This is a genomic window from Pararobbsia alpina, assembly GCF_965118125.1.
GTDB lineage: Bacteria > Pseudomonadota > Gammaproteobacteria > Burkholderiales > Burkholderiaceae > Pararobbsia > Pararobbsia alpina_A.
The window spans coordinates 3,407,578-3,433,010 of the sequence record NZ_OZ221287.1; the positions used below are offsets into that span (position 1 = coordinate 3,407,578).

General features: G+C 63.5%; 24 protein-coding genes. 3 read left to right on the top strand and 21 right to left on the bottom strand.

Annotation, left to right across the window (positions count from 1 at the left end):
• Positions 1-25: 25 nt before the first annotated feature.
• The 17 genes from rnc to ACMFWR_RS14845 form a co-directional block, all read right to left on the bottom strand.
• On the bottom strand, positions 26-1,336 hold the full coding sequence (gene rnc, locus ACMFWR_RS14765; protein ID WP_413192364.1) for a ribonuclease III: 1,311 nt from the start codon (positions 1,334-1,336) through the stop codon (positions 26-28).
• A 94-nt stretch (positions 1,337-1,430) separates the two neighbouring features.
• A complete protein-coding gene (gene lepB, locus ACMFWR_RS14770; RefSeq protein ID WP_413192365.1) occupies positions 1,431-2,330 on the bottom strand; it encodes a signal peptidase I in 900 nt (299 codons plus the stop codon).
• 16 nt (positions 2,331-2,346) lie between these two features.
• Entirely contained in the window at positions 2,347-4,143 is a 1,797-nt protein-coding gene (gene lepA / locus ACMFWR_RS14775; RefSeq protein ID WP_413192366.1) for a translation elongation factor 4, read from the bottom strand.
• 93 nt (positions 4,144-4,236) lie between these two features.
• Positions 4,237-4,485: a glutaredoxin family protein gene (locus tag ACMFWR_RS14780; RefSeq protein ID WP_413194915.1), complete on the bottom strand. Its 249-nt coding sequence runs from the start codon at positions 4,483-4,485 to the stop codon at positions 4,237-4,239.
• Between the two features lie 47 nt (positions 4,486-4,532).
• Positions 4,533-6,086, bottom strand: a complete 1,554-nt coding sequence (locus tag ACMFWR_RS14785; RefSeq protein ID WP_413192367.1) for a DegQ family serine endoprotease — start codon at positions 6,084-6,086, stop codon at positions 4,533-4,535.
• Between the two features lie 273 nt (positions 6,087-6,359).
• Complete coding sequence (locus tag ACMFWR_RS14790; protein ID WP_413194916.1) at positions 6,360-7,391, bottom strand: MucB/RseB C-terminal domain-containing protein; 1,032 nt, start codon at positions 7,389-7,391, stop codon at positions 6,360-6,362.
• A 119-nt stretch (positions 7,392-7,510) separates the two neighbouring features.
• The gene (locus tag ACMFWR_RS14795) at positions 7,511-8,185 is read right to left on the bottom strand and encodes a sigma-E factor negative regulatory protein (protein WP_413192368.1); all 675 of its coding nucleotides are present in this window, start codon (positions 8,183-8,185) and stop codon (positions 7,511-7,513) included.
• A gap of 140 nt (positions 8,186-8,325) precedes the next feature.
• Positions 8,326-8,925 carry an RNA polymerase sigma factor RpoE gene (rpoE, locus tag ACMFWR_RS14800; protein ID WP_413192369.1) on the bottom strand — a complete coding sequence of 200 codons (600 nt, stop codon included), beginning with the start codon at positions 8,923-8,925 and terminating at the stop codon, positions 8,326-8,328.
• A gap of 73 nt (positions 8,926-8,998) precedes the next feature.
• On the bottom strand, positions 8,999-9,460 hold the full coding sequence (locus ACMFWR_RS14805) for a hypothetical protein (protein WP_413192370.1): 462 nt from the start codon (positions 9,458-9,460) through the stop codon (positions 8,999-9,001).
• 15 nt (positions 9,461-9,475) lie between these two features.
• Positions 9,476-10,714 (bottom strand): beta-ketoacyl-ACP synthase II, encoded by a 1,239-nt coding sequence (gene fabF / locus ACMFWR_RS14810; RefSeq protein ID WP_413192371.1) that lies wholly within the window; start codon positions 10,712-10,714, stop codon positions 9,476-9,478.
• A 132-nt stretch (positions 10,715-10,846) separates the two neighbouring features.
• Entirely contained in the window at positions 10,847-11,086 is a 240-nt protein-coding gene (gene acpP / locus ACMFWR_RS14815) for an acyl carrier protein (protein WP_121085461.1), read from the bottom strand.
• 134 nt (positions 11,087-11,220) lie between these two features.
• Positions 11,221-11,970 carry a 3-oxoacyl-ACP reductase FabG gene (gene fabG / locus ACMFWR_RS14820; RefSeq protein ID WP_413192372.1) on the bottom strand — a complete coding sequence of 250 codons (750 nt, stop codon included), beginning with the start codon at positions 11,968-11,970 and terminating at the stop codon, positions 11,221-11,223.
• Positions 11,971-12,040: 70 nt separating this feature from the next.
• Entirely contained in the window at positions 12,041-12,967 is a 927-nt protein-coding gene (fabD, locus tag ACMFWR_RS14825) for an ACP S-malonyltransferase (RefSeq protein ID WP_413192373.1), read from the bottom strand.
• 236 nt (positions 12,968-13,203) lie between these two features.
• A complete protein-coding gene (locus tag ACMFWR_RS14830) occupies positions 13,204-14,202 on the bottom strand; it encodes a beta-ketoacyl-ACP synthase III (protein WP_413194917.1) in 999 nt (332 codons plus the stop codon).
• Entirely contained in the window at positions 14,202-15,308 is a 1,107-nt protein-coding gene (plsX, locus tag ACMFWR_RS14835; RefSeq protein ID WP_413192374.1) for a phosphate acyltransferase PlsX, read from the bottom strand. The genes ACMFWR_RS14830 and plsX overlap by 1 nt, the downstream gene beginning before the upstream one ends.
• A gap of 122 nt (positions 15,309-15,430) precedes the next feature.
• Positions 15,431-15,610, bottom strand: a complete 180-nt coding sequence (rpmF, locus tag ACMFWR_RS14840; protein WP_121085471.1) for a 50S ribosomal protein L32 — start codon at positions 15,608-15,610, stop codon at positions 15,431-15,433.
• A 74-nt stretch (positions 15,611-15,684) separates the two neighbouring features.
• Positions 15,685-16,305, bottom strand: a complete 621-nt coding sequence (locus ACMFWR_RS14845; protein WP_413192375.1) for a YceD family protein — start codon at positions 16,303-16,305, stop codon at positions 15,685-15,687.
• A gap of 130 nt (positions 16,306-16,435) precedes the next feature.
• On the opposite strand from ACMFWR_RS14845, the gene ACMFWR_RS14850 reads away from it, so the two are divergent.
• Both ACMFWR_RS14850 and ACMFWR_RS14855 read left to right on the top strand, forming a co-directional pair.
• The gene (locus tag ACMFWR_RS14850) at positions 16,436-17,035 is read left to right on the top strand and encodes a Maf-like protein (protein WP_413192376.1); all 600 of its coding nucleotides are present in this window, start codon (positions 16,436-16,438) and stop codon (positions 17,033-17,035) included.
• On the top strand, positions 17,032-17,748 hold the full coding sequence (locus ACMFWR_RS14855) for an SAM-dependent methyltransferase (RefSeq protein WP_413192377.1): 717 nt from the start codon (positions 17,032-17,034) through the stop codon (positions 17,746-17,748). Before ACMFWR_RS14850 ends, ACMFWR_RS14855 begins: the two co-directional genes overlap by 4 nt.
• Before the next feature lie 204 nt (positions 17,749-17,952).
• Here ACMFWR_RS14855 and ACMFWR_RS14860 read toward each other — a convergent pair whose 3' ends face one another.
• Genes ACMFWR_RS14860 through ACMFWR_RS14875 form a run of 4 tightly spaced genes read right to left on the bottom strand, consistent with a single transcriptional unit; the run spans position 17,953 to position 21,075 of the window.
• Complete coding sequence (locus ACMFWR_RS14860; protein ID WP_413192378.1) at positions 17,953-18,975, bottom strand: S49 family peptidase; 1,023 nt, start codon at positions 18,973-18,975, stop codon at positions 17,953-17,955.
• A gap of 50 nt (positions 18,976-19,025) precedes the next feature.
• Positions 19,026-19,406, bottom strand: coding sequence for a Rieske (2Fe-2S) protein (locus ACMFWR_RS14865; protein ID WP_413192379.1), 381 nt, complete (start codon positions 19,404-19,406; stop codon positions 19,026-19,028).
• Between the two features lie 27 nt (positions 19,407-19,433).
• A complete protein-coding gene (locus ACMFWR_RS14870; RefSeq protein WP_413192380.1) occupies positions 19,434-20,093 on the bottom strand; it encodes an HAD family hydrolase in 660 nt (219 codons plus the stop codon).
• Positions 20,074-21,075 carry an RluA family pseudouridine synthase gene (locus ACMFWR_RS14875; protein WP_413192381.1) on the bottom strand — a complete coding sequence of 334 codons (1,002 nt, stop codon included), beginning with the start codon at positions 21,073-21,075 and terminating at the stop codon, positions 20,074-20,076. The genes ACMFWR_RS14870 and ACMFWR_RS14875 overlap by 20 nt, the downstream gene beginning before the upstream one ends.
• An 806-nt stretch (positions 21,076-21,881) precedes the next feature.
• On the opposite strand from ACMFWR_RS14875, the gene ACMFWR_RS14880 reads away from it, so the two are divergent.
• Complete coding sequence (locus ACMFWR_RS14880) at positions 21,882-25,256, top strand: Rne/Rng family ribonuclease (RefSeq protein WP_413192382.1); 3,375 nt, start codon at positions 21,882-21,884, stop codon at positions 25,254-25,256.
• The last annotated feature ends 177 nt before the right edge of the window (positions 25,257-25,433 follow it).

Sequence of the window (25,433 nt, forward strand, 5' to 3'; positions counted from 1 at the left end):
GATTTCGACAGGCGGGCGTGGGCGCTCAGGCACCCGCGCGGCCCGTCGCAGGAAGGCGAACCGTGTCGGACGCGACGGAATCCGTCGCAACAGGCTCGTGTGCTGCAGCGTCCGTACGGCCGCTGGTTTGCGGCGTATCGGTCGCAGGCGTGGTGCGTTTCTCGCTATCGCGCTGGGCTTCAGCCGCGCCGTGGATCAGCGCAACCGGAACTGACGGGGCGGCACGTTCGGAGGACGCCTTGTCTTGCGGCTTGTCCTGCGCCTTTTCTTGCGGCGACCGCACTGCCGCGAGCTTGTCGGCGGGTGCGGTGTCATGCGTGAGCTCTTCGGCGCGCAGCATCTCGGAAGGCGCTCTGTCGCTTGCCTTGACGGGCTTGTCGCCCTTTTCGGCTCGCTCGCCCTTATCCGTCCGGTCGGGCCTGTCCGACAGCTTGTCGACGGTCTTGTCTGTCGGTTTTTCCGCCGATTTTTCCGCCGACTTTTCGGTCTTGTCGCCCTTCTCGCCCGGGCCGTTCCGATCCGGACGCTCTCCACGTTCCGATCGCGAAACACGGGTCGGCGGCGAACGCAGATCCAGCGCCTGTTGAACGCCACGCTCCTCTTCGGCCTGCTTGGCCGCGGCGCGCGCGCTCTTCGAGCGCTTGGCCTTGGTGGTCAGCGTGGGCGCCAGTGTCTGGAGCTCGTCGAGCGCTTTCTTGGCGGCGGCCTGCTCGGCTGCACGCCGGCTTGCGCCAGAGCCGTACACCTTGATGTCGAGCTTCGGCACCAGGCATTCGACCTCGAACTGCTGGTTGTGCGCGGCACCGTGCGTCGCAATGACCGTGTACTGCGGCAGCGCGATCTTGTGCCCTTGCAGATGCTCCTGCAGGAGGGTCTTCGCGTCCTTGCCGAGCGTGCGCGGGTCGATATGGTCGAGAATCGGCGTGTAGAGACGCCGAATCACAGTCTCGGCTGCCTCAAACCCGGCATCGAGGAAGACGGCCCCAAAAATCGCCTCGAGCGTGTCAGCGAGGATCGATGGCCGGCGGAAACCCCCGCTCTTGAGTTCACCCTCGCCGAGCCGCAGAAACTCGGCGATCCCGAGCCCCTGGGCGAGTTCGTATAGCGATTGCTGCTTGACGAGATTGGCGCGGACGCGCGAGAGGTCGCCTTCATCCAGCTTTGCGAATCGTTCGAACAGCAACGACGCCACCACGCAATTCAAAACGGAGTCGCCAAGAAACTCGAGCCGTTCGTTATGCGTGGCGCTATGGCTGCGATGGGTCATCGCCTGGCGCAACAATTCCGCATTGCGGAATTCGTAGCGCAACCGGCTTTCCAGTTGGGACGGAGGCATGGGCCAAGTATAACCCGCTCGCCGGAGCGGACGGAAAACGGCGGGAAGGCCGTCGCGCGGGGAGTACAGCGCGACGGCAAGTCGGGTATCGGCGTTATTGGAAATTGCCGATGCGTCGGAGGTTCGCGAAGTTCAACCAGATGAAGAATGCGCGTCCGACAATATTCTTGTCGGGCACAAAACCCCAATAGCGGCTGTCTTCGCTATTGTCGCGGTTGTCGCCCATCATGAAGTACTGACCCGGCGGCACCTTGCAGATCACACCCTCCGCGTTATACGTGCAGTTTTCACGGTACGGGAAATCCGACGCACCCATCACGAACGGCGGCACTTGCGGATTATTGAGGATCTCGTGCGTCTTCGGACCGAGTACTTCGGTGAACTGCTTGTTGAACGAAGCCGGTTCGCGCTCGTCGTCGAGGAATTCACCGTGCGGCGTTTCCGGAACCGGCTGACCATTGATCGTCAGGCGCTTGTTCTGATACGCCACCACGTCGCCCGGCACACCCACCACGCGCTTGATGAAGTCGACCGACTCATCCTTCGGGAAGCGGAACACCATCACGTCGCCGCGCTGCGGATCGCCGATCGGAATGATCTTCTTGTCGATGATCGGCAAGCGAATGCCGTAGTCGAATTTGTTGACGAGAATAAAGTCGCCCACATAGAGCGTCGGCAACATCGAGCCCGAGGGGATCTTGAACGGCTCGACAACAAATGAGCGCAGCACGAACACGAGCAGAATGACCGGGAAGAAACTCGCCGTATATTCGAGCCACCACGGTTGACGCAACGCGTCGTCGCGCAACTTCGCGCGCGTCGCAGCCGGGTTTTCGTCGGCGAAACGCTCGCCGATTTTCTGCTGTTGCCTTTCGAATTCCGCTACCGCCGCTTCTGCCTTTCTCCGGCGACCCGGCTCGAATACGAGCTTGTCGGCCACCCACGCGATACCGGTCAAAACGACCAGCACAAAAAGAATCAGCGCAAAATTCATAAAAACGGTCCTGTCCTTATTTGTCTTCGACCTGGAGAATTGCGAGGAAAGCTTCCTGCGGAATTTCGACAGTACCGACCTGCTTCATTCGCTTCTTGCCGGCCTTCTGCTTTTCCAACAGTTTCTTCTTACGCGAGATATCGCCACCGTAACACTTCGCAAGCACGTTCTTGCGCAGTGCCTTGATGTTCTCGCGCGCAATGATATTGGCCCCGATCGCGGCTTGAATCGCGACATCGTACATCTGGCGCGGAATGATTTCCCGCATCTTCGCCGCAACCTGGCGTCCGCGTGACTGACTCGCCGAACGGTGAACGATGACCGACAGCGCATCGACCTTATCGCCGTTGATCATCATGTCGACCTTCACGACATCGGCGCTGCGATTTTCCTTGAATTCGTAATCCATCGACGCATAGCCACGCGACACCGACTTCAGCCGATCGAAGAAATCGAGCACGATTTCCGCCATCGGAATCTCATAGGTCAGCTGCACCTGGCGGCCGTGATACGACATGTTGATCTGCACGCCGCGTTTTTGCGTACACAGCGTGATCACCGAGCCGACGTACTCCTGCGGCATGAATAGATTGACCGTGACGATCGGCTCGCGGATCTCTTCGATCTTCGAGACTTCAGGCATCTTCGACGGATTGTCGACCCGGACGATCGAGCCGTCGCGCTGAAGCACTTCGTAGATCACGGTCGGCGCCGTCGTGATCAGGTCCATGTCGAACTCGCGCTCGAGACGTTCCTGCACGATTTCCATATGCAGCAGACCGAGGAAGCCGCAGCGGAAGCCGAAGCCCAGCGCCTGCGACACTTCGGGCTCATACTGGAGCGACGCGTCGTTCAGGCGCAGCTTCTCGAGCGACTCGCGCAGCGCGTCGTACTGATTCGCTTCAACCGGGTACAGCCCGGCAAACACCTGAGGCTTCACTTCCTTGAAGCCCGGCAGCGGCGCAGGCGCCTTCTTGCTGCCCGCGTGCGTGACCGTATCGCCGACCTTCGCGGCATCGAGTTCCTTGATGCCCGAGATGATGAAGCCGACCTGGCCGGCTGACAGCGTCTCGAGATCGCGCGACTTCGGCGTGAACACGCCGATGTGCTCGACGAGATACTCGGCGTCGGTCGCCATCAGCTTGATCTTCTCCTTCGGGCGCAACGTACCGTTGACGATGCGCACAAGCATCACGACGCCAACATAGTTGTCGAACCACGAATCGATGATCAGGGCCTGCAACGGCGCATCGGCGTCGCCCTTCGGCGGCGCGATCTTGGCGATCACGGCCTCGAGCACGTCTTCGACGCCGAGACCGGTCTTTGCGCTGCACTGGGTCGCATCGGTCGCGTCGATGCCGATGACGTCCTCGATTTCCTGCTTCGCGTTGTCGGGGTTGGCCGACGGCAAGTCAATCTTGTTGAGGACGGGCACGACTTCGACGCCGAGTTCGATCGCGGTGTAGCAGTTCGCGACGGTCTGCGCCTCGACGCCCTGGCTCGCGTCGACGACGAGCAGCGCGCCTTCGCACGCCGACAGGGAACGGCTGACTTCGTATGAGAAGTCGACGTGCCCCGGCGTGTCGATCAGGTTCAGGTTATAGACCTCGCCATTGCGCGCGCGATAGCTCAGCGCAGCGGTCTGGGCCTTGATCGTAATGCCGCGCTCGCGCTCGAGGTCCATCGAGTCGAGCACCTGGGCCTCCATCTCGCGATCGGACAGGCCGCCGCACAGCTGGATGATGCGATCTGCCAGCGTCGATTTGCCATGATCGATGTGCGCGATGATCGAGAAATTGCGGATATGGTCCATTCAGGCGGGTACACAAAAAAGGCGCGCTCTGGAAAATGCGGAGCACGCCTTCAGGAAGAGGGTTGAGCACCCGGCATTTTAGCCGAAATCGAGTCAGCGCTGCCCGGAATCGGGGATTGAGGATGCGCCCGGCGTTTTGTCGGCGTCTCTTTGCCGGTACGCGTCGAGCGCGGCGACGACGCGGTCATGATCCAGATGATAGTGGCAAAGCTCGATGCCGTCGGCCATCAGCACCGGCACCCGCTCGCCGTGCAGGGCCTCGAGCGCCGGATCGCTGTCGACGTCGATGACGTCCACAGGCACGCCGTAGCGTGCCGCAATCGGCTCGAGCGCCGCCAGCATGTCATCGCACAGATGACACCACGTGCGGCTGTAGACGGTCAGGCGCACTACTTCTGCGGCCGCGGCTTGACCGGGACGTACTGCGACGTATCACCACGACGCACAAGCAATGCAACGGCCTTGGACGGGTCGAGCGATTTGACGACCGACTCAAATTGCCGAGTACCGGTGATATCCGTGTCGCCGACACGCAGGATCACGTCACCCTTCTGGATACCTGCACGCGCGGCCGGGCCGTCCGCGGCGTCGACCTGGATGCCGCCCTTGATCTTCAGCGTCTTCTGATCGTCCGACGAAATCTCGCGCGCCGCGATCCCCAGTGCGTCGGTCGCCGGCGCCTTCGGCTCGGGCTTCGACTGCTGCTCGTCGTGCTGAGGCTTGTCGGGCTGCATCTCCGCCACGACAACGGTCAGGTCGCGCGTTTGTCCCTTGCGCCAGACCGACAGCGTGGCACGCGTGCCCGGCTTCGTGTCGCCGACCATCCGCGGCAGGTCGGTAGCGACCTCCACGGGCTTGCCGTTGAATTTCAGGATGATGTCGCCGGCCTGCACGCCAGCCTTGTCGGCCGGGCCGCCCGGGTCGACGCTGCCGACCATTGCGCCCGCCGCCTTGGGCAGCCCGAGCGAATCGGCGACGTCCTTCGTGACCTCGCCGATCGCGACCGCGATACGACCGCGCGTGACCTTGCCTGTGGCCCGCAACTGATCGCCGACGCGCATCGCTTCGTCGATCGGAATGGCGAACGAAATCCCCATAAAACCGCCTGTGCGGCTGTAAATCTGCGAATTGATGCCGATCACTTCGCCTTGCATATTGATCAGCGGGCCGCCCGAGTTGCCCGGATTCACCGCGACATCGGTCTGGATAAACGGCAGGTAGTCCCCGGTATCGCGGCTCTTCGAGCTCACGATGCCGGCCGTGACGGTGCTGTCGAGGCCGAACGGCGAACCGATGGCGACGACCCACTCGCCGACGCGGACCTTGTTCGAGTCGCCGATCGTGACGGCTGGCAATCCGGTCGCATTGACCTTGACGATGGCCACGTCGGTGCGCTCGTCGAAGCCGATGAGCTTGGCCTTGAATTCGCGCTTGTCGGTCAGCGTGACGTAGACGGTGTCCGCGTCGTCGACCACGTGGGCGTTCGTCATCACGTAGCCGTCCTGCGTCAGGATGAAGCCCGACGCGACGCCGCTGTCCTGCTCGGAATCGCCGCCATCACCCTGATCGGCATCGGGGCCATTGCCCGAGTCGCCGTTGTCGTGCGGATTGGGCTGCGCCTTGCCACTGCCACCGCCGCTTCCGCCCCCACTGCCACCGCCGTTGCCGTTGCTGCCCGGCGAATTGGGCATCGGGATGCCGAAGAAGCGACGGAAGAACTCCGACATATCGCCGTTGTCCATGCCCGGCGGCAGGTTGTTCGAGCTCGAGCGTATCTTCGCGGTCGTCCGGATATTGACGACCGACGGGCCGACCTTGTCGACGAGGTCCGTGAAATCGGGCAGGTTGGCTGCCGGTACCGCATGCGCAGACGGCGCGATGACAGACATACACAACGTCGCCGCGATTGCGACGAATACAGCTCGCACCGATTGAAGGGTCATGGAGTGGGGCTCGTGTCGCCGGTTGAACTGGACGGTTTCTATTCTATGGCAGATGCGTTTCGGCGTAACGTGCGCCCGGCACGCATCTGTCACTCTTAATGACAGGTCAAAAGTTGCGATGCAACCATCCGGGTACTCCGGCCGGACCCGGCTTGCCGGCGAGCTTCGCGGGTAAGGCGAAGACGGCGCGCGGCGCCAGGTTTCAGCCCGCAATTTCGCGTGCTTCGTTGCCCTTGATCGACCTTGATCGAACCGGGGTGGCGAGTGCTTCGACTACTTCGCCGGCTTGAAAGCGATCGACGTCGCAAACTGCTCGAGCGTCGGCTGCGGCACTTCCCCGACAACCGTCACCCAGAAATCACCGGATTTCCGCACGAGAATGTGGGTCGCCCCGCTGCTGGCGATGCCTTCCTTGCGATCGCTTTTGCCGACCGGCTCGACAAACACGGACACCGCCGACAGCCCGTCGCTGTAGACGGCCTGGTCGACCTGAACCGGCGGCGCGCCCTGCTCGCGCGCGGCCATCGGCCTGCGCAGCTCGCGGATCGCGTGAAAGCCCGCCACCACCGGCGGCACCTGCCAGCCTTCGGCAGCCATATCGACGGTGTCGATCGGCGGATGTACCACGTTCCAGCCCGACGTGTCGCGAATTCCGTTCCCGACCGTCCGGTGGTCGTATGGCACGTTGAATGTCAGCTGGGAAAACGCAATTTGCTCGAGCACCTGGTTTTTGTCGTCGAGCGTCTGGGCGCGCAGCAGCAAACCGGTTTTCTTGTCGAACCACAGGCGGAACGCGAAGCGATAGGCATCCTTCGGCACCAGTTCGATCACCTGCGAATCGAAGCCCGCAACGCGGTCGTCGCCGACGGGCCGGACGTCATAGACGTCGAGCAACTGTCCCGGGCCGCTCGCGAGCAGCGCGGGGAAGGTGTACTTGTTCGAGCGCCGATCGACGATGACGAGCTTGCGATCCGGCACGAAGGTGTACACGTCGTCGTTCTTGCGCAGGGTACGCGTCGGCCGGCCGTCGAGCCCTTCGACGCGCTCGAGCTCATTGCCGTGGTCGAGATAGTGAATGATCTTCGACGACTGGAAACTGCCACCACGCTGATAGATGAACGTACCTTCGTAGGTTTCCTGGCGCGCGGCACGATCGATGCGGGCAAGCCACGCATTCGCGTCGGCGTGCGAGGCGATGGGCTGAGTCGCCGCACCTGCGACGCCCGTGCCTGCTGCAGGCGACGACGCAGCGGGCGCACTGGCTGCCGGCACGTCTGAAGCCGATGCAGCCTGCGCCGGACTCACCCAGGCAGGCGCGGTGAGGGTCAGCAGCGCGCCGATCAGCGCAGGCGCCGTAAACACGGAAACGGCCGCTCTGCGCAGCCGCTTGTTTCCGAAGACTCCGACATCGAGGCTACAACGCATCAATTCGCGCCCGCCGAATAGAGTGCCGAGCGCACGTACGGCGCGCCGTTGTCACCCGGGTGGGATGCAAACTGCATGTGAGCTTCGAGATATTGGTCGAGCGCAGCGTCACGAATCACGTTCGGCTGGGCGGGCGCGGCGGGTGCCGGGCTTGCCGCGACGGAGACCTGACGGACTTCCGGAGTCGGCGCGGTCGCCGCGCTCAGCGCAGCGGGCGACACGCCCGATGCCCCAGGATTACCCAGATGCTGAAGCTGCGGAAGCACGACCCAGCTCAACGCGGCAGCGGCGGCGGCAATCGCAAAGGCCGGCGCAACGCGACGCCGGATGCCGAACGTTGCACCACCGTTGGCCACCGCGGGCTCTTCAAACGCCGGCGTGGCGTTCGCACCCAACGCGGGGCGCGCCAGCGGCGCGGGTGCGAGCAGGTGCGGCTCGTCGGCCAGGCGGGCCGAAAAGCGTGCCATGAAACCATCGGTTTCCGGCGCACCTTGCGCGAGATCGTCGGAGCGCAGTACGTCACCGACGAGGTGATAGGTCGACCACGTCGCACGGTCGGCGGTGTCGAGTTCGAACATAAACTGGTCGACTTCCGCGAGCGACTGGTTGTCGATCAGCGCGGAAACGCGCTCAGCGCGGGAATCGGCTTGCGTGTGCGACGAGACGGACCCCATGGTATTCCCCATCATTAAAACCTGCCCTGTTACGTACGAGTGTCACTTCGAGTGCGGCGCCGGCGCGATGTTCCCATGGTTTTTCCATGATGTCGGCTTCGCGCGCCGGTTCATGCTTGCCGGATCCTGATCGCCGCGCCTTACCAGCGCTTGCCTTCCGGCGTATCGAGCAACGGGCGCAGCTTGGTCGCAATCGCCTCGCGCGCCCGGAAAATGCGCGAGCGCACGGTGCCGATCGGGCAACCCATGACTTCCGCAATTTCCTCGTAGCTCAGCCCTTCGATCTCGCGCAGGGTGATCGCCGTGCGCAATTCCTCGGGCAAGGTCGCCATCGCACCATTGACGGTCTCGGCGATCTGCTTGCTCATCAACATCGATTCCGGCGTGTTGATATCCCTTAGTTGATCCGCCTCAGCAAAAGTTTCAGCTTCTTCCGCATCGGCTTCAGTCGAAGTCGGCGCGCGCCGACCCTGGGTTGCAAGGTAGTTTTTTGCCGTATTGACAGCAATCCGGTAGAGCCAGGTATAGAACGCCGACTCGCCGCGAAACTGCGGCAAGGCACGGTAGGCCTTGATGAAGGCGTCCTGGGCGACATCTTCCACCTCGGCCGGGTCACGGACAAGGCGGGAGATCAGGCGGATGATTTTCCGTTGATATTTCGCGACAAGTAGCTCGAATGCCGCCTTGTCGCCTTTTTGCACACGTTCGACCAGGACCTGGTCGATTTCCTTTTCGCTCACCTGTGAGTCCGCTCGCTTGAGTACTGCAGACGGGATACTCGGGCATTGTAATGTCGCCCGCTCGCGCTCGTCCTCATCGCCGGCCCGCGGTCATGTGCGGTACGCGCACGGCCAGAAGCCTGAAGGTTTCGCCTTCGAGTGCATCGGCCGGAAGCAGCCAGGTGCGCCTCGCGGACGCAGAAAATTCCGCAGCGGATTCCGCAGCAGATTCAATACGCAGCGATACCCACAGGCCACCCACGCGCCCCGCAGCCACGACATTCCCCGACTCGCGCACGCCACGGCGATCGACCCAGTCGACCGATCCATCGCCGCGAAGCGTGAAGATGCACGGCTCACGATGCGCCCTGCACTTCACACAAGCGATCAGCAACGCGACGCCGGCCAGCGCCGCAATCACGCCAGCCCCGCGCCCGGCGACGTTCGAGGCCGCCAGGTACAGCGCGATTGCAACGCCGGTCACGACACCGGCCATTCCAGCGGTGAGACACAACGACCTGCGCACGTCGACGATCAGGTCGCTCGACGTGCGCATTCGGTGGACCGCGTCTTAGACGCGTTTGAAGACGAGCGTGCCGTTAGTCCCGCCAAACCCGAATGAGTTCGACATGGCGTACTCGATTTTTACATCGCGAGCGGTATTGGCACAGTAATCGAGATCGCACTGCGGATCCTGATTAAAGATATTGATCGTCGGCGGCGAGATCTGATTCTTGACGGCCAACACCGAATACACGGCTTCGATACCGCCGGCGGCACCCAGCAAGTGGCCGGTCATCGACTTGGTCGAGTTGACGACCGTCGCCTTTGCGTGGTCGCCCAGCGCGCGCTTGATCGCGACGGTTTCGGCGATGTCACCCAGGCCGGTCGACGTGCCATGCGCGTTGACGTAGTCGATCTGCTCGGGGTTCAGGCCGGCATCCTTGAGTGCGAGCTTCATACAACGATGCGCGCCGTCGCCGTCTTCGCACGGGGCGGTCATGTGATACGCATCGGAGCTGCGGCCATAGCCGACGAGTTCGCAATAGATGTTGGCGCCGCGCGCCTTCGCGTGTTCGTACTCTTCGATGACGAGCACGCCCGCACCTTCGCCAAGCACGAAGCCGTCACGATCCTTGTCCCACGGGCGGCTGGCGGTCGCCGGATCGTCGTTGCGCTGCGACAGCGCACGCGGTGCGGCGAAGCCGCCGATACCCAGCGGCGACACGGTCGATTCGGCACCACCGGCGATCATCACATCCGCCTCGTCGTGCTGGATCATGCGCATCGCTTCGCCGATCGAATGCGTACCGGTCGTGCAGGCCGTGACGATCGCGAGGTTCGGGCCCTTGAGGCCGTACTTGATCGACAGGTGGCCCGAGATCATGTTGATGATCGAGGCCGGCACGAAGAACGGCGAGATCCGGCGCGGACCGCGGTTCAGGTACTCGGTCTGCGTGTCTTCGATCATCGGCAGGCCACCGATGCCCGAGCCGACGATCACACCGATGCGCTCGGCGTTCTCGGGCGTCACGACAATCGCGCTGTCCTTGATCGCCTGCATGCCCGCTGCGAGACCGTAGTGAATGAAAGTGTCCATATGCCGGGCTTCTTTCGCCGGCATGTAGTCCTCGACATTGAAGCCCTTGACTTCACCGGCGAACCGGGTCGAGAAGTTCGAAGCATCGAACTTGGTGATGGTGGCGATACCGGACTTGCCGGCCACCAGGTTTGCCCAGCCGTCGGCAACGGTATTGCCGACCGGCGAGATATGTCCAAGACCTGTAACGACAACGCGACGACGGCTCACGATTGCCCCTTTTTGCATGCTTTGATAAAACAAAAGCCACAGCGGCCACGGAGGGAGACTCCGAAGGCCCTGTGGCCCATCAATTCATACCGTGCGGTGAACCCGGACGGTGTGTTCGACCCAGAGGTGAACTCAAGCCTTGACGTGAGCGCGAGCGTAGTCGATCGCTTGCTGCACGGTCGTGATCTTCTCGGCTTCCTCGTCCGGGATCTCCATGCCGAACTCGTCTTCCAGGGCCATCACGAGTTCGACCGTGTCCAGCGAGTCGGCGCCGAGATCGTTGACGAACGATGCGTCGTTCTTGATTTCAGCTTCAGCCACGCCGAGTTGTTCGGCGACGATCTTCTTGACGCGCTGTTCAATATTGTCCATTCACCCCTCCGGGAAATAAGTTCAGAAAAACAAGTGCGCGCATTTTAGCAGGTTTGTTCTACAAAAAAGTGCCGCGCAACCGTTCACGCAATACGGATCGGAGCGCCGCATTTCGACCGAAATGCGGCACGCCGTCAAGCCATGAACATCCCGCCATTCACGTGCAGTTCCACGCCCGTGATGTAGCCAGCGTTCGGCGACGCGAGAAATGCGACCGCGTGCGCAATGTCGTCGGTGCTGCCAAGACGTCCCAGCGGAATCTGCGCCTTGAGCGCCGCTTGCTGTTCCTCAGGCAACACCTTCGTCATGTCCGTGTCGATAAAGCCCGGCGCGACGCAGTTTACCGTAATGCCGCGGCTGCCGATTTCGCGTGCGAGAGCACGCGTCATGCCCGCGACGCCAGCCTTGGCCGCCGCGTAGTTCGCCTGCCCCGGATTACCCGATGCGCCGACGACCGACGTGATATTGATGATGCGCCCGCCGCGGGCCTTCATCATCGGACGCAACACGGCACGCGACAGCCGGAATACGGCGCGCAGGTTCGTGTCCATGACCGCGTCCCAATCCTCGTCCTTCATGCGCATCGCGAGCTGGTCCTGCGTGATGCCCGCATTGTTGACGAGCACCTGCAGGCCGCCGAATTCCTTGACGACCGAGTCGATCAGCGCGTCGGAGGCGGCCGCATCGTTGACGTTGAGCACCACGCCGCGTCCCTTGAGGCCCGCCGAGGCGAGCGCCTCACCGATGGCCGCCGCGCCCGATTCGCTCGTCGCCGTGCCGATCACCGTCGCACCTTGCTGCGCGAGCGTCATCGCGATCGCACGACCGATGCCGCGCGAGGCGCCCGTCACGAGCGCAACCTGATTGTCGAGAGTCTTTTCCATGATCCTAGTGTGTCCGTCTTCGGCGGGCTACCCGGCCGGATGGCCGGGAAATGACGCCGCCGCTGCCGCGTTACTGCACCGACTTGAGGGTTTCCTCGAGCGAGGCGACGTCGAAGATCGCGCCATTCACGAGGTTGCCGTCGATACGCTTGGTCAGGCCGGCAAGCACCTTGCCCGGGCCGCATTCAATCACATGTGTCGTGTCTTGTGCGATGCGCTTGACGCATTCGACCCATCGCACTGCACCGGCGGCCTGACGAACGAGTGCGTCCTTGATCGCGGCGGGGTCGCTGACGATCGCGACATCGACGTTGTTGACGACCGGAATCGCCGGGGCCTGCACCGCGACGTTCGCCAGATAGTCGCGCAGGCGGTCTGACGCCGGCTTGAGCAGCGACGAATGGAACGGCGCCGACACGGGCAGCGGCAGCGCGCGCTTTGCGCCCGCGGCCTTCGCGAGTTCGCAGGCTTTGTCGATGCCTGCCTTGAGGCCCGCGATCACGACTTGCGCGGGCGCATTGAAATTGACGGCTTCGACGACGCCTGCCGCCGACGCTTCGGCGCAGACCAAACGCACGGTATCGTCATCGAGACCGAGGATGGCCGCCATGCCGCCGGTGCCCACGGGCACCGCTTCCTGCATGGCTTGCGCGCGGAAACGCACGAGGGGAACGGCATCGCGGAAGCTCAGCGCGCCCGATGCAACCAGCGCGGTGTATTCGCCCAGGCTATGGCCGGCGACGATCGAGGGCGCCGGTCCGCCCGCGGCCAGCCACGCACGATAGATCGCGTACGAAGCGGTGAGCATCACCGGTTGCGTGTTGGTCGTCAGGTTCAACTCTTCCGAAGGGCCGTCGGCGATCAGCTTGCCGATGTCCTGCCCGAGGGCATCCGATGCTTCCTTGAGCGTGTCCTGCACGACGGGCACGTCGGCAAATGCGTTGAGCATGCCAACGGCTTGCGAACCCTGACCGGGAAATACAAACGCGAACGTCATGGCGTCCCCTTCTCTTGTCTTGATGAATCGATGCGGGATGATTGGATCGCGAAACTACGCATCGCGCATCGGTGTGACGGGTGGTTTTGAGTAGCGCGCGAGCTTTCGCCCGTCCTGCGCCAGCCGGAGATGCGCGCGTCCGTGTCGAACTCCCCGATGCGACGCGCCCCCTCGGGCTGCTCGTGACGAGCGCACCATCGTGCGCTCAGGTCCGGCGGCCCTGTCTGTCGTAGCGACTACATCCTGACGAGCGCGGCGCCCCACGTGAAGCCGCCGCCGACGCCTTCGAGCAGGACGTGCTGCCCCTTCTTGATTCGCCCGTCACGCACCGCCGCGTCGAGCGCCAGCGGGATCGACGCAGCCGAGGTATTGCCGTGCTCGTCGACCGTCACGACCATTTTCTCGGCCGGCAAACCAAGCTTGCGCGCCGTGCCGGTCATGATGCGGATGTTGGCCTGGTGAGGAATCAGCCAATTGATTTGTGAAGCCTGCATGCCGGCCTTCTCGAGAGCTTCGTTCGCGACCTTCTCGAGCACATTGACGGCGAGCTTGAACACCGCCTGGCCGTCCATATGCAGGAACGCGTTGCCCGCGATCGCTCCGCCATTCACGTTGCCGGGCACGCACAGGATCGGCGCGTGGCTGCCGTCGGCATGCAGCGCGGTCGACAACACCCCCGGCTCATCGGAAGCCGTCAACACCACGGCGCCGGCACCATCGCCGAACAGCACGCAGGTCGTGCGGTCGTTGAAGTCGAGAATGCGCGAGAACGTCTCGGCGCCGACGACAAGCGCCGTGCGGTTCGCGCCGCTACGAATGAAGTTGTCGGCCGTCGCGAGTGCGTAAGCGAAGCCGGAACACACTGCCTGCACGTCGAATGCCGCGCAGCCGTTCTTGATGCCGAGCTTGTTCTGCAGCAGGCAGGCCGAGCTCGGGAACACGTAGTCCGGGGTCGACGTCGCGACGATGATCAGATCGATCGATTGCGCATCGATCCCCGCTGCCTCGATCGCGCGTTGCGACGCGACGAGTGCGAGATCCGTGGTGGTCATGTCGGCGTCGGCGAAATGCCGTGCGCGAATGCCTGTGCGTGCAACGATCCACTCATCGCTCGTCTCAAGCCCGCGTGCGGCGAGTTGAGCGGCGAGTTCATCGTTGGTGACACGCTTGGGCGGCAGGTAGCTGCCGGTGCCGATAATGCGGGAATACGGGGACTGCTGCGTATGAGAAGCCATCATGCCTTCGAGGAAACGTTCGCGAGCGCGATGCGAGGATCGACGGTACCGCCCGACGCATCGGACGGCTGTGCGTCCGGCTTGGCGTGCGGCGTGGCGTTATCTTCCATGGCCTGCGTCAAGCGGGCCTGGACGCCATTCTTGACGGCATCATAACCGCGTTTGATAGCCCACTCAAACGCATAGGCATCGGCCGAGCCGTGACACTTGATCACCAGGCCACGCAGACCGAGCAACGCCGCACCGCTGTAACGGCGGTGATCGACGCGACGCTTGAAGCGGGCGAGCACCGGCCATGCGAACAACGCCATCAGGCGCGTCATCCACGAACGCCCGAACTCTTCCTTGATCATCGCGGTCAGCATCTGCGCGAGGCCTTCGGACGTCTTGAGCGCCACGTTGCCGACGAAGCCGTCGCAGACGATCACGTCGGTCGTGCCTTTGTAGATGTCATCGCCTTCGACGTTGCCGTAGAAGTTCAGCGTGCTCGAACGCAATAGCTCGCCGGCGCGCTTGATGACTTCATTGCCCTTGATCACTTCCTCGCCGATATTGAGCAGGCCGATCGTCGGGCGATCCTTGCCGTCGACGGCGGACACGAATGCATGCCCCATCTCGGCAAACTGCAGCAGATGCTGCGGCTCGCAGTCGACGTTCGCGCCGAGGTCGAGCACCGTCGAATACCCCTTGCGATTGGGCATGACGGTCGCGAGCGCAGGGCGTTCGATACCGGCCAGCGTCTTGAGCACATAACGCGAGACGGCCATGAGCGCGCCGGTGTTGCCGGCGGAAATGCAGCACTGCGCATTGCCCTCTTTGACGAGGTTCAACGCGACGCGCATCGACGAATCTTTTTTCTTGCGCAGCGCGATCTCGACCGGGTCGTCCATTTGAACGACTTCGGACGCGGCGACGACAGGCAGCGCGGCGATTTCTCGAGGGTCAACGACTTTAGCGCGCTTGAGTTGCGCGCGAATCGGCTCTTCTAGGCCGACCAGCACCAGTTCCGCGTCCGGGTGGGAGCGAACGAAGCTGACAGCAGCGGGCACCGTCACGGACGGACCGTGATCGCCGCCCATGCAGTCGATTGTGATCTTGACGGTCATGCGACGAGGCGGATCTGGATACAAAAAAGCGGCATCGGATGCCGCTTGTTTTGTCGAATCAACGCTACGAGCGCGTACGGGTCGAGGATGCCGGACCCGGGAGCCACAATGGCTACGCTCAATTAGTCGTTCTTGGTCTTGACGACCTTCTTGCCGCGGTAGTAACCGTTCGGGCTGATGTGGTGACGCAGATGCGTTTCACCCGACGTCGGCTCGACGGCGATCGCTGCACCCGTCAGAAAATCGTGCGAACGGTGCATGCCGCGCTTCGACGGCGACTTCTTGTTTTGCTGGACAGCCATGACAACTCCTAAAAATTTTGCCGGATTCTAGCATAGTCAGGCAGCACTCTCAGGGCGAGCAATGCCTGGTTCGTTCAAGCGTCGTTCTTTGGCGGAACGTCGCGTTTCAGCGCGGAAAGCGCTGCAAAAGGGTTGTCGTCTCGCTTCTCTTCGCCCGGTTCCGGGTGGTCGATCACGATTTCGCCTGCCTGACCGGTCACGAGCGAATCGTGCACTTCCGGGCAGACCTCGTGCTTCGGCACGAGCGGCAACGACAGCAATAATTCTTCTTCGATCAGTTCGTACAGGTCGAACTGTTTCGAGCCAACGATCGGGTCGAGCTCGTCGTCCTCGAGCGGGATGGCTTCCGCCTCTTCTTCGCTCGCCACGACCAGATAGCTCACACTCACGTCAAGCGGCTGTTCGTAGGGCGTCAGGCAGCGCTGGCACTCGAGCCACAGCGTCGTGCGCAGACTCAGGTGGAGGTACAACTCGGGCTTGCCGCCCGCGACCTCGCGCCGCTCGCCTTGTGCGCTCCATTGCACGCTCGCGCCCGAATCCAGAACCGACTGCGATACTTCGACCGCGAGTTCGTTTACTATGCGCGGCAATTCGCTCAGCGCGATATCCCCTGCCCCGCTACGCGCGGCACGGGCGAATTCGAACAGATCGAAGGCACGCCAGTCGGGACCGACGGCGGCGGTGGATTGGCTCATGAGCAATGCTGCCGCTGCGAAACGCGAGAGTGTACCGATTTTTGGCCTTTGAAGTCAATCACTTAACCTCGGGATTTTAAGCACCTGCCGGGTATTCCCCAGTAGCGGCGCCGTCCCACCCTGCATTTCGATGACCCCACACCCTGAACGCCCCCTTATTCTCGCGTCGAGTTCGCCGTACCGGCGCGCACTGCTCGAACGCTTGCGCATCCCGTTCGAGGTCCAGGTTCCGGCCATCGTCGAAACCCCGCGCGAGGGCGAAGGGCCGGCCTCGACCGCGCTGCGACTCGCCGTGGAAAAGGCGCGCGCGGTCGCGGCGCTTCGACCCGGCGCGCTCGTGATCGGCTCCGATCAGGTCGCGACGTTCGACGGCAAACAAATCGGCAAGCCCGGGGACCATCGTTCGGCGCTCGTCCAGCTGCAGGCGATGCGCGGACGCGTCGTCGAATTTCACAGCGCCCTGTGCGTCTTCGATGCCGCGCGCGACGACGCGCAGATCAAGGACATCATCACTCGCGTGAAGTTTCGCGATCTGCCCGACGAACTGCTCGACGCCTATCTCCACGCCGAACAACCCTACGACTGCGCGGGCAGCGCCAAGGCGGAGGGACTCGGCATCGCCTTGCTCGAGTCGATCGACAGCAACGACCCGACGGCACTGATCGGACTGCCGTTGATCGAACTCGTCAGCATGTTGACCCACGCAGGCTTTCCGGTACTTCGCGTATGAGCGGCACGCTTTATCTGATCCCCAATACCCTCGGCGACGGCGACGAAGCCGCGCTCGACCTCGTCCTGCCGGCGCCCGTGCGCGCCCAGGCTGGAAAGTTGAGCTACTTTGTCGGCGAAAACGCCAAAAGCACACGTGCGTTTCTCAAGCGCGTCGGTACGGAACGGCCGATTCAGGAAATCACGATCGCCGAACTCAACGTCAACACGCCGCCAGCCGCCGTTGAAGCACTGCTCAAGCCGATTCTCGACGGCACCGACGGCGGCCTGGTGTCGGAAGCGGGTTGTCCGGCAGTCGCCGATCCGGGCGCTCTGCTCGTCGAGCGCGCACACCGGCGCGGCGTACGGGTTGTGCCATTCGTCGGACCGAATTCGATTCTGCTGGGGCTCATGGCCTCAGGCCTGAACGGGCAGAGCTTTGCATTCCATGGCTACCTCGCGCTCGACGCCGCGGCGCGCACGAAGCAGCTGCGGGAACTCGAGCAAGTGTCGCGACGCGGCAAGCAGACGCAAATCTTTATCGAAACGCCGTATCGCAACAAAGCGATGCTCGAAGCCCTGCGAGCATCGCTCGCACCGTCGACGCGTGTGTGCATCGCGGTCGATCTGACGCTACCAACCGAGCAGGTCGTGAGCCGGCCGATTTCGGACTGGAAGCCCGACACGCTCGATCTGAACAAACGCCCGGCGATCTTTCTGATGTTGGCGCAATAGCGAGCCACAGGCCTGCGACACGCGTCAAGGGCACACGCGGATTCGGCTCGCGTGGATTGGCTCCGCGGCGACCCGATTCAGGCGTGGATCACAAAAAAACCCGCCGGCGATGTGACATTCGCCAAGCGGGTTTTTTTACATCCGGCTCGCCTCGCCGCGCTTCACTGGCTTGAGCCAGCGCATGCGCCGTGAGTGAGTGCCTGCTTACTGAAGCGAAGCCTTTGCCGCGAAATGAGCGATCGCCTTCATCGCCGCATCGCCGATCGACGCGCCGAACCGGCTCGCGAGACGGTCCGCAAAATTCGATTTGACGGTGTAGTCGACGACGTTTTCGGCCTTGATCACGTCGCGCGCGACGTAATCGGTATCGCCAAGCGCGTCGGCCAGTCCGAGTTCGACGCTTTGCTGGCCCGTCCAGAACAGTCCCGAGAACAGATCAGGATCATCGGGGTTCTTGAGCCGGTTGCCACGGCCTTGCTTGACCGCCGCGATGAACTGCGCGTGGATCTGGTCGAGCATCTCCTGCGCATGGGTCTTGGCCTTGTCCGACTCCGGCGAGAACGGGTCGAACAATCCCTTGTTTTCGCCCGACGTATGGAGCCGGCGCTCGACACCGAGCTTGTCCATCAGGCCGGTGAACCCGAAGCCTTCCATCAGCACGCCGATCGACCCCACGACACTCGCCTGATCGACGTAGATCTTGTCGGCGGCGACGGCCACGTAGTAACCGCCCGAGGCGCACATATCGTCGACGACGACATAGAGGGGCTTGCTCGGATACTTCGCGCGCAAGCGCCGCATGTCGCGATTGATGATGGCCGCCTGCACCGGGCTCCCGCCCGGGCTGTTGATACGCAGGATCACGCCGACGGTGTTCGTATCGGCGAACGCCGATTCGAGCGAGGCGTTGATGTTTTCGGCACTCGCCTGCCCGTCCGAGGAGATCTCACCCGTCAGTGTGACCAGTGCCGTGTGGCGCCCGGTCGTCACGGTGGTCTCGCCCGACACGTTGAGCAAGCCCCACGCGATCAGCGCGAAGACAATCAGGAACGCAAAGCGAAAGAAGATTTTCCAGCGGCGGTTCGCACGCTGCTCGCGCAGCGCGGACAGCGCGAGCTTCTCGAGCACCGCGCGCTCCCAATGACCGTCGCGGCCGGGAGGAACGCCGGGAGGCACAGGCGCACCAGGGCGCGCCGACGATTCAGGATGATCGAAGTTGTCTGACATGCGTCGTCAAAAAAGGCGTTATTCCAGCCATTGGATTGGCGACTGGTCAGTCACGCAACGGCTGCCGGACGCAGATCGTCATCCGGCAACCAGAAGACCGCGCGGCCGGAAGGCGTTTCGCGTTCTTCAACCCGTACTGCGCGAAGCCTCGCGCCGCGACACGGTCCGCCGACACAACGCCCGTTTTCGGGCGCGTAAACGGCGCCATGCGTCGCGCAAACCAAGTATAAACCCGAATCGTCGAAGAACTGCCCCTCATTCCAGTCGAGTTCCATCGGAACGTGCGCGCATTGGTTCAGGTACCCGTACGCAACGCCATCGAACCGGATAAAGAACACGGTGGCATCGTGGCCGAGGTACGTCGCATCGGCGCGGACTCCCGCGCCGCCGTCGACGAGCGCTACCGCGTCGCAGATATACACAGCATCCATGAGTTTTCCGTGACGAATCGGCCGACTTCAGCCGTTGCTCCCGAGCCATGCATCGAGTTCCGCGACGCTATGTGCGCAAAAACGAGGCGAAAATTCGAGCAACGACTCCTCGGGGTGCGCCCCGTAGGTGACCGCAATGCCCGCCGTGCCGGCGTTTTGCGCCATTTGCAGGTCGTGCGTCGTGTCGCCGATCATGACCGTGCGCTCGCGAGTTTGCCCGACGACATCCATGACTTCGTTGAGCATCTGTGGATGCGGTTTCGAGAATGTCTCGTCCGCGCAACGCGTGACATCGAACATGTCGACCAGATCCACGGCGTTGAGTGCGCGATCGAGACCGACGCGACTCTTCCCGGTGGCCACGGCGAGCAGATATCCCGCCGAGCGGAGGTTTTCGAGCAGATCACGCGCCCCGGCGAACAGCTCGATCGTCGGATCGCCCGTCAGGTAGTGCACGCGATAGCGCTCGACAAGTTTCGGATAGTCGGCGGGGTCGAGGGTCGGCGCGGCAATCATCAGCGCGTCGCGCAGCCCGAGACCGATCACGTAGCTCGCAGACTGGTCATCCGGCACCGGCAACCCCAAGTCCCGGCACGACGCCTGGATACTGCGCGTGATATGGGCCGTCGAATCCATGAGCGTGCCGTCCCAGTCGAACACGATCAGATCAAACTGTTTTTGCGGCATTGCCTTGTTCTTCCTGCAATTGGTCGAGAAACTGCCGGCATTCCGCCGGCAACGGCGCTTCGAGCTCGAATGGCTCGCCTGTCGACGGATGGGTGATCCGCAGCTTGTACGCATGCAGGAACATGCGGCGGATACCGGGCTTGACGCCCGAACGCGCGAGTTGCTTGTTCAGTGCAAAGTCCCCGTATTTTTCGTCGCCGACGATCGGCGTGCCCACATGCTGCAAATGGACGCGGATCTGATGCGTGCGCCCCGTCTTGAGTTCGCACTCGAGCAGCGCGAAGCCGTTGTACTTTTCGAGCAGGTTGAAAATCGTGTGCGACGCCAGTCCGTCGTCCTGGACGCGCACGCGCCGCTCGCCTTCAGGGGTCGTGTACTTGTGCAGAGGCGCCTTGACCGCGCGGCGCCGGTCATGCCAATCGCCGACCACACAGGCCAGGTAGCGCTTGTCGATCTGGTTTTCGCGAATCTGGTCATGCAGGGCGACGAGCGCCGAACGCCGCTTGGCGATCATCAGCAAGCCCGAGGTTTCGCGGTCGAGCCGGTGCACGAGTTCGAGATATTTCGCCTTCGGTCGCGCGTTACGCAGTTGCTCGATCACGCCGAAGCTCACGCCGCTGCCTCCATGCACCGCGAGGCCGGCCGGCTTGTCGATGATGAGCAGATGGTCGTCCTCGTGAACGATCGTGTAGGACGGCGGCGGCATCCACGTCGGGATCTCCGCCTCGCGCGCGGCGATACGAATCGGCGGCACACGGACCACGTCGCCGCCCACAAGGCGATAGTCAGCGCTCACTCGCCCTTTATTTACGCGCACTTCGCCGCTGCGCAGTATCCGGTACACGTGGCTTTTCGGCACTCCCTTACAGATGCGCATCAGGAAGTTGTCGATCCGCTGACCAGCCCATTCGTCGTCGATCTCGATCATCGAGACCTGATCGGCCGCGACTGATTGCCCGGAGGTTTTGCCTAACTCATTCATTCTGCATATAATTTGTCGCAGCTTTCACTGCCTGCCACCGGATCTTGTCGGCCAGGCGGGGGAGTTCGCCCGGTGCAAGCGGTAAAAACCGTCATTTTACTTGCACCCGAGGGCCGGTTGCTCGTCCCGTTTTGACGAGCATGGTTGAGTGAGTTGCACGCACGAGATTCGTTCCGGCAGGGAGCGCGCCCACAGGCGCCTCCGGTCAGTGAGCGTTTTTCGCGGGCAGCGAAGTTTGGGTCAAAAAGAATTTTCAATCGCGCAGCGGGCTGTGTCAGGCACGCTGCGCGTGTAGCGAAGTAAGCCGGTCCACGGACGCCGTGCCCCGCTTTCCCGATGATCGAGGACGATCACGGCAAGGCCGGGTGCAGCGGATGCCGACCGGTGCGATGTCAGGCATGTACTGTGACGCCGCGCGCCGAACTGGCCGGCCAAGCATGCATACAGGCGCCCGCTTGCGCGTCCGGTTCTGGCGTCCGGTTCAGTTGCGATCAGTCCGCACGTACCGGCTCAGTCAGGATACGGCATGCCCGCGCATGGTTGCCCGCGTCGCCAATCGCCAGTGCCAATGCTGCCCATCTGAACGGGCAGGCTGATCCGGCAATTCTCCCGCCCCCGACTTCGGCCCCGCGTGCTTTATGTGACAACAAAAAGCGCGGCGCGCTGTCGTTTTCCCGGTTCGCACGGCCCCATTTGGCCGCGCGTGGCCATGCGGTGTCCGGTCTCCCGTCAGTCCACCCGACTGATCGCGCTCATCAGCGCGGACGGACCCGAAACGACGGTGCAGCTGCACTGGGAGCCGTTCAATGAAACGCATGCTGTTCAACGCAACGCAGCAGGAGGAATTGCGCGTTGCAATCGTCGACGGTCAGAAACTGATCGACATCGACATCGAAACCGCCGGGCGTGAACAACGCAAAGGCAATATCTACAAGGGTGTCATCACCCGCATCGAACCTTCCCTCGAAGCCTGCTTCGTCAATTACGGCGAAGACCGCCACGGCTTCCTTCCGTTCAAGGAAGTCGCCCGCCAGTATTTCCGCGATGGTGTCGACATGCGCTCCGCCCGCATCCAGGATGCGTTGCGCGAGGGCCAGGAACTGATCGTTCAGGTCGAGAAGGAAGAGCGCGGCAACAAGGGCGCGGCGCTGACGACATTCATCTCGCTCGCCGGCCGTTACCTCGTGCTGATGCCGAACAACCCGCGTGGCGGTGGCGTATCGCGCCGCATCGAGGGCGAAGAGCGTCAGGAACTGCGCGAGACGATGGGTCAGCTCGAGCTGCCCGAGGGCATGAGCATCATCGCCCGCACGGCCGGCATCGGCCGCAGCGCGGAAGAGCTGCAGTGGGACTTGAACTACCTGATGCAGCTGTGGCGCGCGATTGAAGAAGCCGCCAAGCAGACGCGCGGCCCGCTGCTGATTTACCTCGAATCGAGCCTCGTGATTCGCGCAATCCGCGATTACTTCCAGCCCGATATCGGCGAAATCCTGATCGACACCGAGGAAATCGACGAGCAGGCACGCGCGTTCATGAGCGTGGTGATGCCCGACAACCTCAACAAGGTCAAACGCTACCGCGACGACGTTCCGCTTTTCTCGCGTTTCCAGATCGAACACCAGATCGAAACGGCGTACTCGCGCACGGTGCCGCTGCCTTCGGGCGGTGCGATCGTGATCGACCACACCGAAGCGCTCGTCGCGATCGACGTCAACTCTGCACGCGCCACCAAGGGTGCGGACATCGAGGAAACGGCGGCGCGCACGAACCTCGAAGCGGCCGATGAAGTCGCCCGCCAGCTGCGTCTGCGCGACCTCGGCGGCCTGATCGTCATCGACTTCATCGACATGGAGTCGAGCAAGAGCCAGCGCGAAGTCGAGCAACGCCTGAAGGACGCGCTCAAGCACGACCGTGCCCGCGTCCAGATGGGCAAGATCTCGCGCTTCGGCCTGATGGAACTGTCGCGCCAGCGCCTGCGCCCGGCCCTGTCGGAAGGCAGCCACGTCACGTGCCCGCGTTGCAACGGCACGGGCCACATCCGCGATACCGAATCGTCCGCGCTGCAAGTCCTGCGGATCATTCAGGAAGAAGCGATGAAGGAAAACACCTCGGCAATCCACTGCCAGGTGCCGGTCGAAGTGACCGCCTTCCTTCTCAACGAGAAGCGCCAGGAAATCAACAAGATCGAGACCCGCTTCAAGGTCGGCGTCGTGTTGATTCCGAACAAGCATCTCGATACGCCGCACTACAAGCTCGAGCGCCTGCGTCACGACGATCCGCGCCTCGAAGACCCGCGTGCAAGCTACAAGATGGCCGAAGAGGCTGCCCGCGAACTCGAATCGGAATCGGGTTACAGCAAGCGCGCTGAAGAAGCGAAGCCGAAGCAGGAAGCTGCCGTCAAGGGCATCACGCCTGAACGTCCGGCACCCGCTTCGACGCCGCGTGCCGAAGCCGTTGCCGCCCCTGCTGCCGCCCCTGCTCCCGTCGCGACGGGTGGCTTCTTCGGCTGGCTCAAGGGCCTGTTCGGCGGCGCCCCGGCTCCGGCACCCACGGTCGAAACGCCGGCTGCCAAGCCGACCGCACGCACGGCGCGCGATCGCGTCGAGCGCAGCGAACGTGGCGAACGTGGCGACAAGGACCGCACGGCTACGGCGGGCGAAAAGGGCGAACGCGCCGACAAGGGCGATCGCCAGGACCGCAACCGCAATCGCCGCGGCGGCGCGCAAGCGCGCGACGGCGAAGGCAAGCAAGCCCAGCGTGGTCCGCGTCAGGAACGCGGCGACCGTTCCGCGGAAACGCGTGAACCGCGCGAGCCCCGTGAGCCGCGCGAAGCACGCGAACCGCGTGAGCCCCGCGAAGCCCGCGGTGGTCGCGACCGTCAGGAACGTCTTGCGGATTCGATCGAAGGCGTCGAGCGTCAGGAACGCGGTGAGCGCAAGAGCGAACGCGGTGATCGTGCAGAGCGTGGCGAACGCGCTGAACGCGGCGAGCGTCGTGAAAAGCGTGCCGCAGCGGAAGCCGTCGTCGCCAGCGAAGACAAATTCGTTGCTCAGGCCGCCGACGTGTCGCTCGATGAAAACGGCGATGCGCGCTCCCGCGATGAGTTCGCGGACGGCGACGCGCCGCGCGAAGGTGGCGAAGAGCGCCGCCGTCGCCGTCGTGGTCGCCGCGGTGGACGTCGCGAGCGCGAGGAAGACAACGTCAATGCGTCGCTCGCATCCGACGTCGCCGAGGGTGAAGGCCATGTGGCGCCCGTCGCCGCACCCGCGCCCGAGCACGTGCAAGCCGAAGGCGTTCAAGCCGCCGCTGCACCTGCACCCGCACCGGCTGTGACGCCCGCACCCGCTGCACCGGTCCATGTCGTGGAAACCATCGCGGACGCGGCCCATGAACCGGCAACGACCGCGAACGATGCGCCCGCGCAGCCCGCTGCCGCATCGGTGGCACCGGCTGCTTCGACGGCTCCGGCCGCTCCGGTCGAGGCACCTGTCGTGCAAGCGACACCTGCTGCTCCGCAACCGGTCGAGACGGCCGTGGCGCCGGCACACGTTGCTCCGGAAGTCGCGCAAGACATCCGTGAACACGTGGGTGCCGTTGCCGCGCCCGCTACGCCTGCAGCTCCGGTGGAACCCGTCGCGCCGGTCGCACCGGCCGCACCCGCTCCGGTGTCGCATGAGACGTTTGCCGCGCACACGCCGGCATCCGTCGAGCCTTCGCCCGCGCCGGTGAGCGCTGCACCGGTTGCTCCGGCCGCTCCGGCTGAAACGCCAGTGGTCAGCGAACCGGCCCGCGCGCCCGCTGCCGAGCCTGTGAGCGCATTCGTCGAACAGGCGCCGCAAGCGCCGGCCGCTGCCGAACCGGCACCCGCGCCGATCGTCTCGGCCGCTGCCATCGCGCCGGCTCCGGTTCAGGCGGAAGCCCAACCGGCACCGGTCGCTCCGGCAGTCAAGACGGGCGGCTCGAAGTCGACGCTGTCGGTCGAGGCGCTGTCGCCGATGCTCGAATCGGCCGGGCTGGTCTGGGTCAATACGGACGCCGACAAGCTGCAGGCCGCACGCGACGCCGCTGCGCAGCAAACGCGCCCGGCACGCGCACCGCGTGAGCGCAAGCCGCTGCCGCCGGCATCGACCGCGCCGATGGTGCAGGTCGAAACGTCCGGCAATCCGCACGGGCAAGCCTGACGCCCGGCACGAAACGGCGGCGCAAACCGCCGTTTCATGACATCGCAAGCCCCTCGGCCATCTGGTCTCGAGGGGCTTTTTTCATGCGTACCGAGATTCCCCGGCCGCTCCCAGAGCACAGTTGCCGGCCCGTCCCGTGAACACAGTGCAGACGAACCCTGACGCCCGTACCCGCCG

Coding starts and splice junctions, on each gene's coding strand:
- ACMFWR_RS14875 (WP_413192381.1), bottom strand. CDS start 21,075: ATGAATGAGTTAGGCAAAACCTCCGGGCAATCAGTCGCGGCCGATCAG.
- ACMFWR_RS14850 (WP_413192376.1), top strand. CDS start 16,436: ATGACCCCACACCCTGAACGCCCCCTTATTCTCGCGTCGAGTTCGCCG.
- fabG (WP_413192372.1), bottom strand. CDS start 11,970: ATGGAAAAGACTCTCGACAATCAGGTTGCGCTCGTGACGGGCGCCTCG.
- plsX (WP_413192374.1), bottom strand. CDS start 15,308: ATGACCGTCAAGATCACAATCGACTGCATGGGCGGCGATCACGGTCCG.
- ACMFWR_RS14845 (WP_413192375.1), bottom strand. CDS start 16,305: ATGAGCCAATCCACCGCCGCCGTCGGTCCCGACTGGCGTGCCTTCGAT.
- ACMFWR_RS14865 (WP_413192379.1), bottom strand. CDS start 19,406: ATGGATGCTGTGTATATCTGCGACGCGGTAGCGCTCGTCGACGGCGGC.
- fabD (WP_413192373.1), bottom strand. CDS start 12,967: ATGACGTTCGCGTTTGTATTTCCCGGTCAGGGTTCGCAAGCCGTTGGC.
- ACMFWR_RS14855 (WP_413192377.1), top strand. CDS start 17,032: ATGAGCGGCACGCTTTATCTGATCCCCAATACCCTCGGCGACGGCGAC.
- lepA (WP_413192366.1), bottom strand. CDS start 4,143: ATGGACCATATCCGCAATTTCTCGATCATCGCGCACATCGATCATGGC.
- ACMFWR_RS14860 (WP_413192378.1), bottom strand. CDS start 18,975: ATGTCAGACAACTTCGATCATCCTGAATCGTCGGCGCGCCCTGGTGCG.
- ACMFWR_RS14805 (WP_413192370.1), bottom strand. CDS start 9,460: ATGCGCACGTCGAGCGACCTGATCGTCGACGTGCGCAGGTCGTTGTGT.
- rnc (WP_413192364.1), bottom strand. CDS start 1,336: ATGCCTCCGTCCCAACTGGAAAGCCGGTTGCGCTACGAATTCCGCAAT.
- ACMFWR_RS14785 (WP_413192367.1), bottom strand. CDS start 6,086: ATGACCCTTCAATCGGTGCGAGCTGTATTCGTCGCAATCGCGGCGACG.
- ACMFWR_RS14780 (WP_413194915.1), bottom strand. CDS start 4,485: ATGCTGGCGGCGCTCGAGCCGATTGCGGCACGCTACGGCGTGCCTGTG.
- ACMFWR_RS14830 (WP_413194917.1), bottom strand. CDS start 14,202: ATGGCTTCTCATACGCAGCAGTCCCCGTATTCCCGCATTATCGGCACC.
- lepB (WP_413192365.1), bottom strand. CDS start 2,330: ATGAATTTTGCGCTGATTCTTTTTGTGCTGGTCGTTTTGACCGGTATC.
- ACMFWR_RS14870 (WP_413192380.1), bottom strand. CDS start 20,093: ATGCCGCAAAAACAGTTTGATCTGATCGTGTTCGACTGGGACGGCACG.
- rpmF (WP_121085471.1), bottom strand. CDS start 15,610: ATGGCTGTCCAGCAAAACAAGAAGTCGCCGTCGAAGCGCGGCATGCAC.
- ACMFWR_RS14880 (WP_413192382.1), top strand. CDS start 21,882: ATGAAACGCATGCTGTTCAACGCAACGCAGCAGGAGGAATTGCGCGTT.
- acpP (WP_121085461.1), bottom strand. CDS start 11,086: ATGGACAATATTGAACAGCGCGTCAAGAAGATCGTCGCCGAACAACTC.
- ACMFWR_RS14795 (WP_413192368.1), bottom strand. CDS start 8,185: ATGGGGTCCGTCTCGTCGCACACGCAAGCCGATTCCCGCGCTGAGCGC.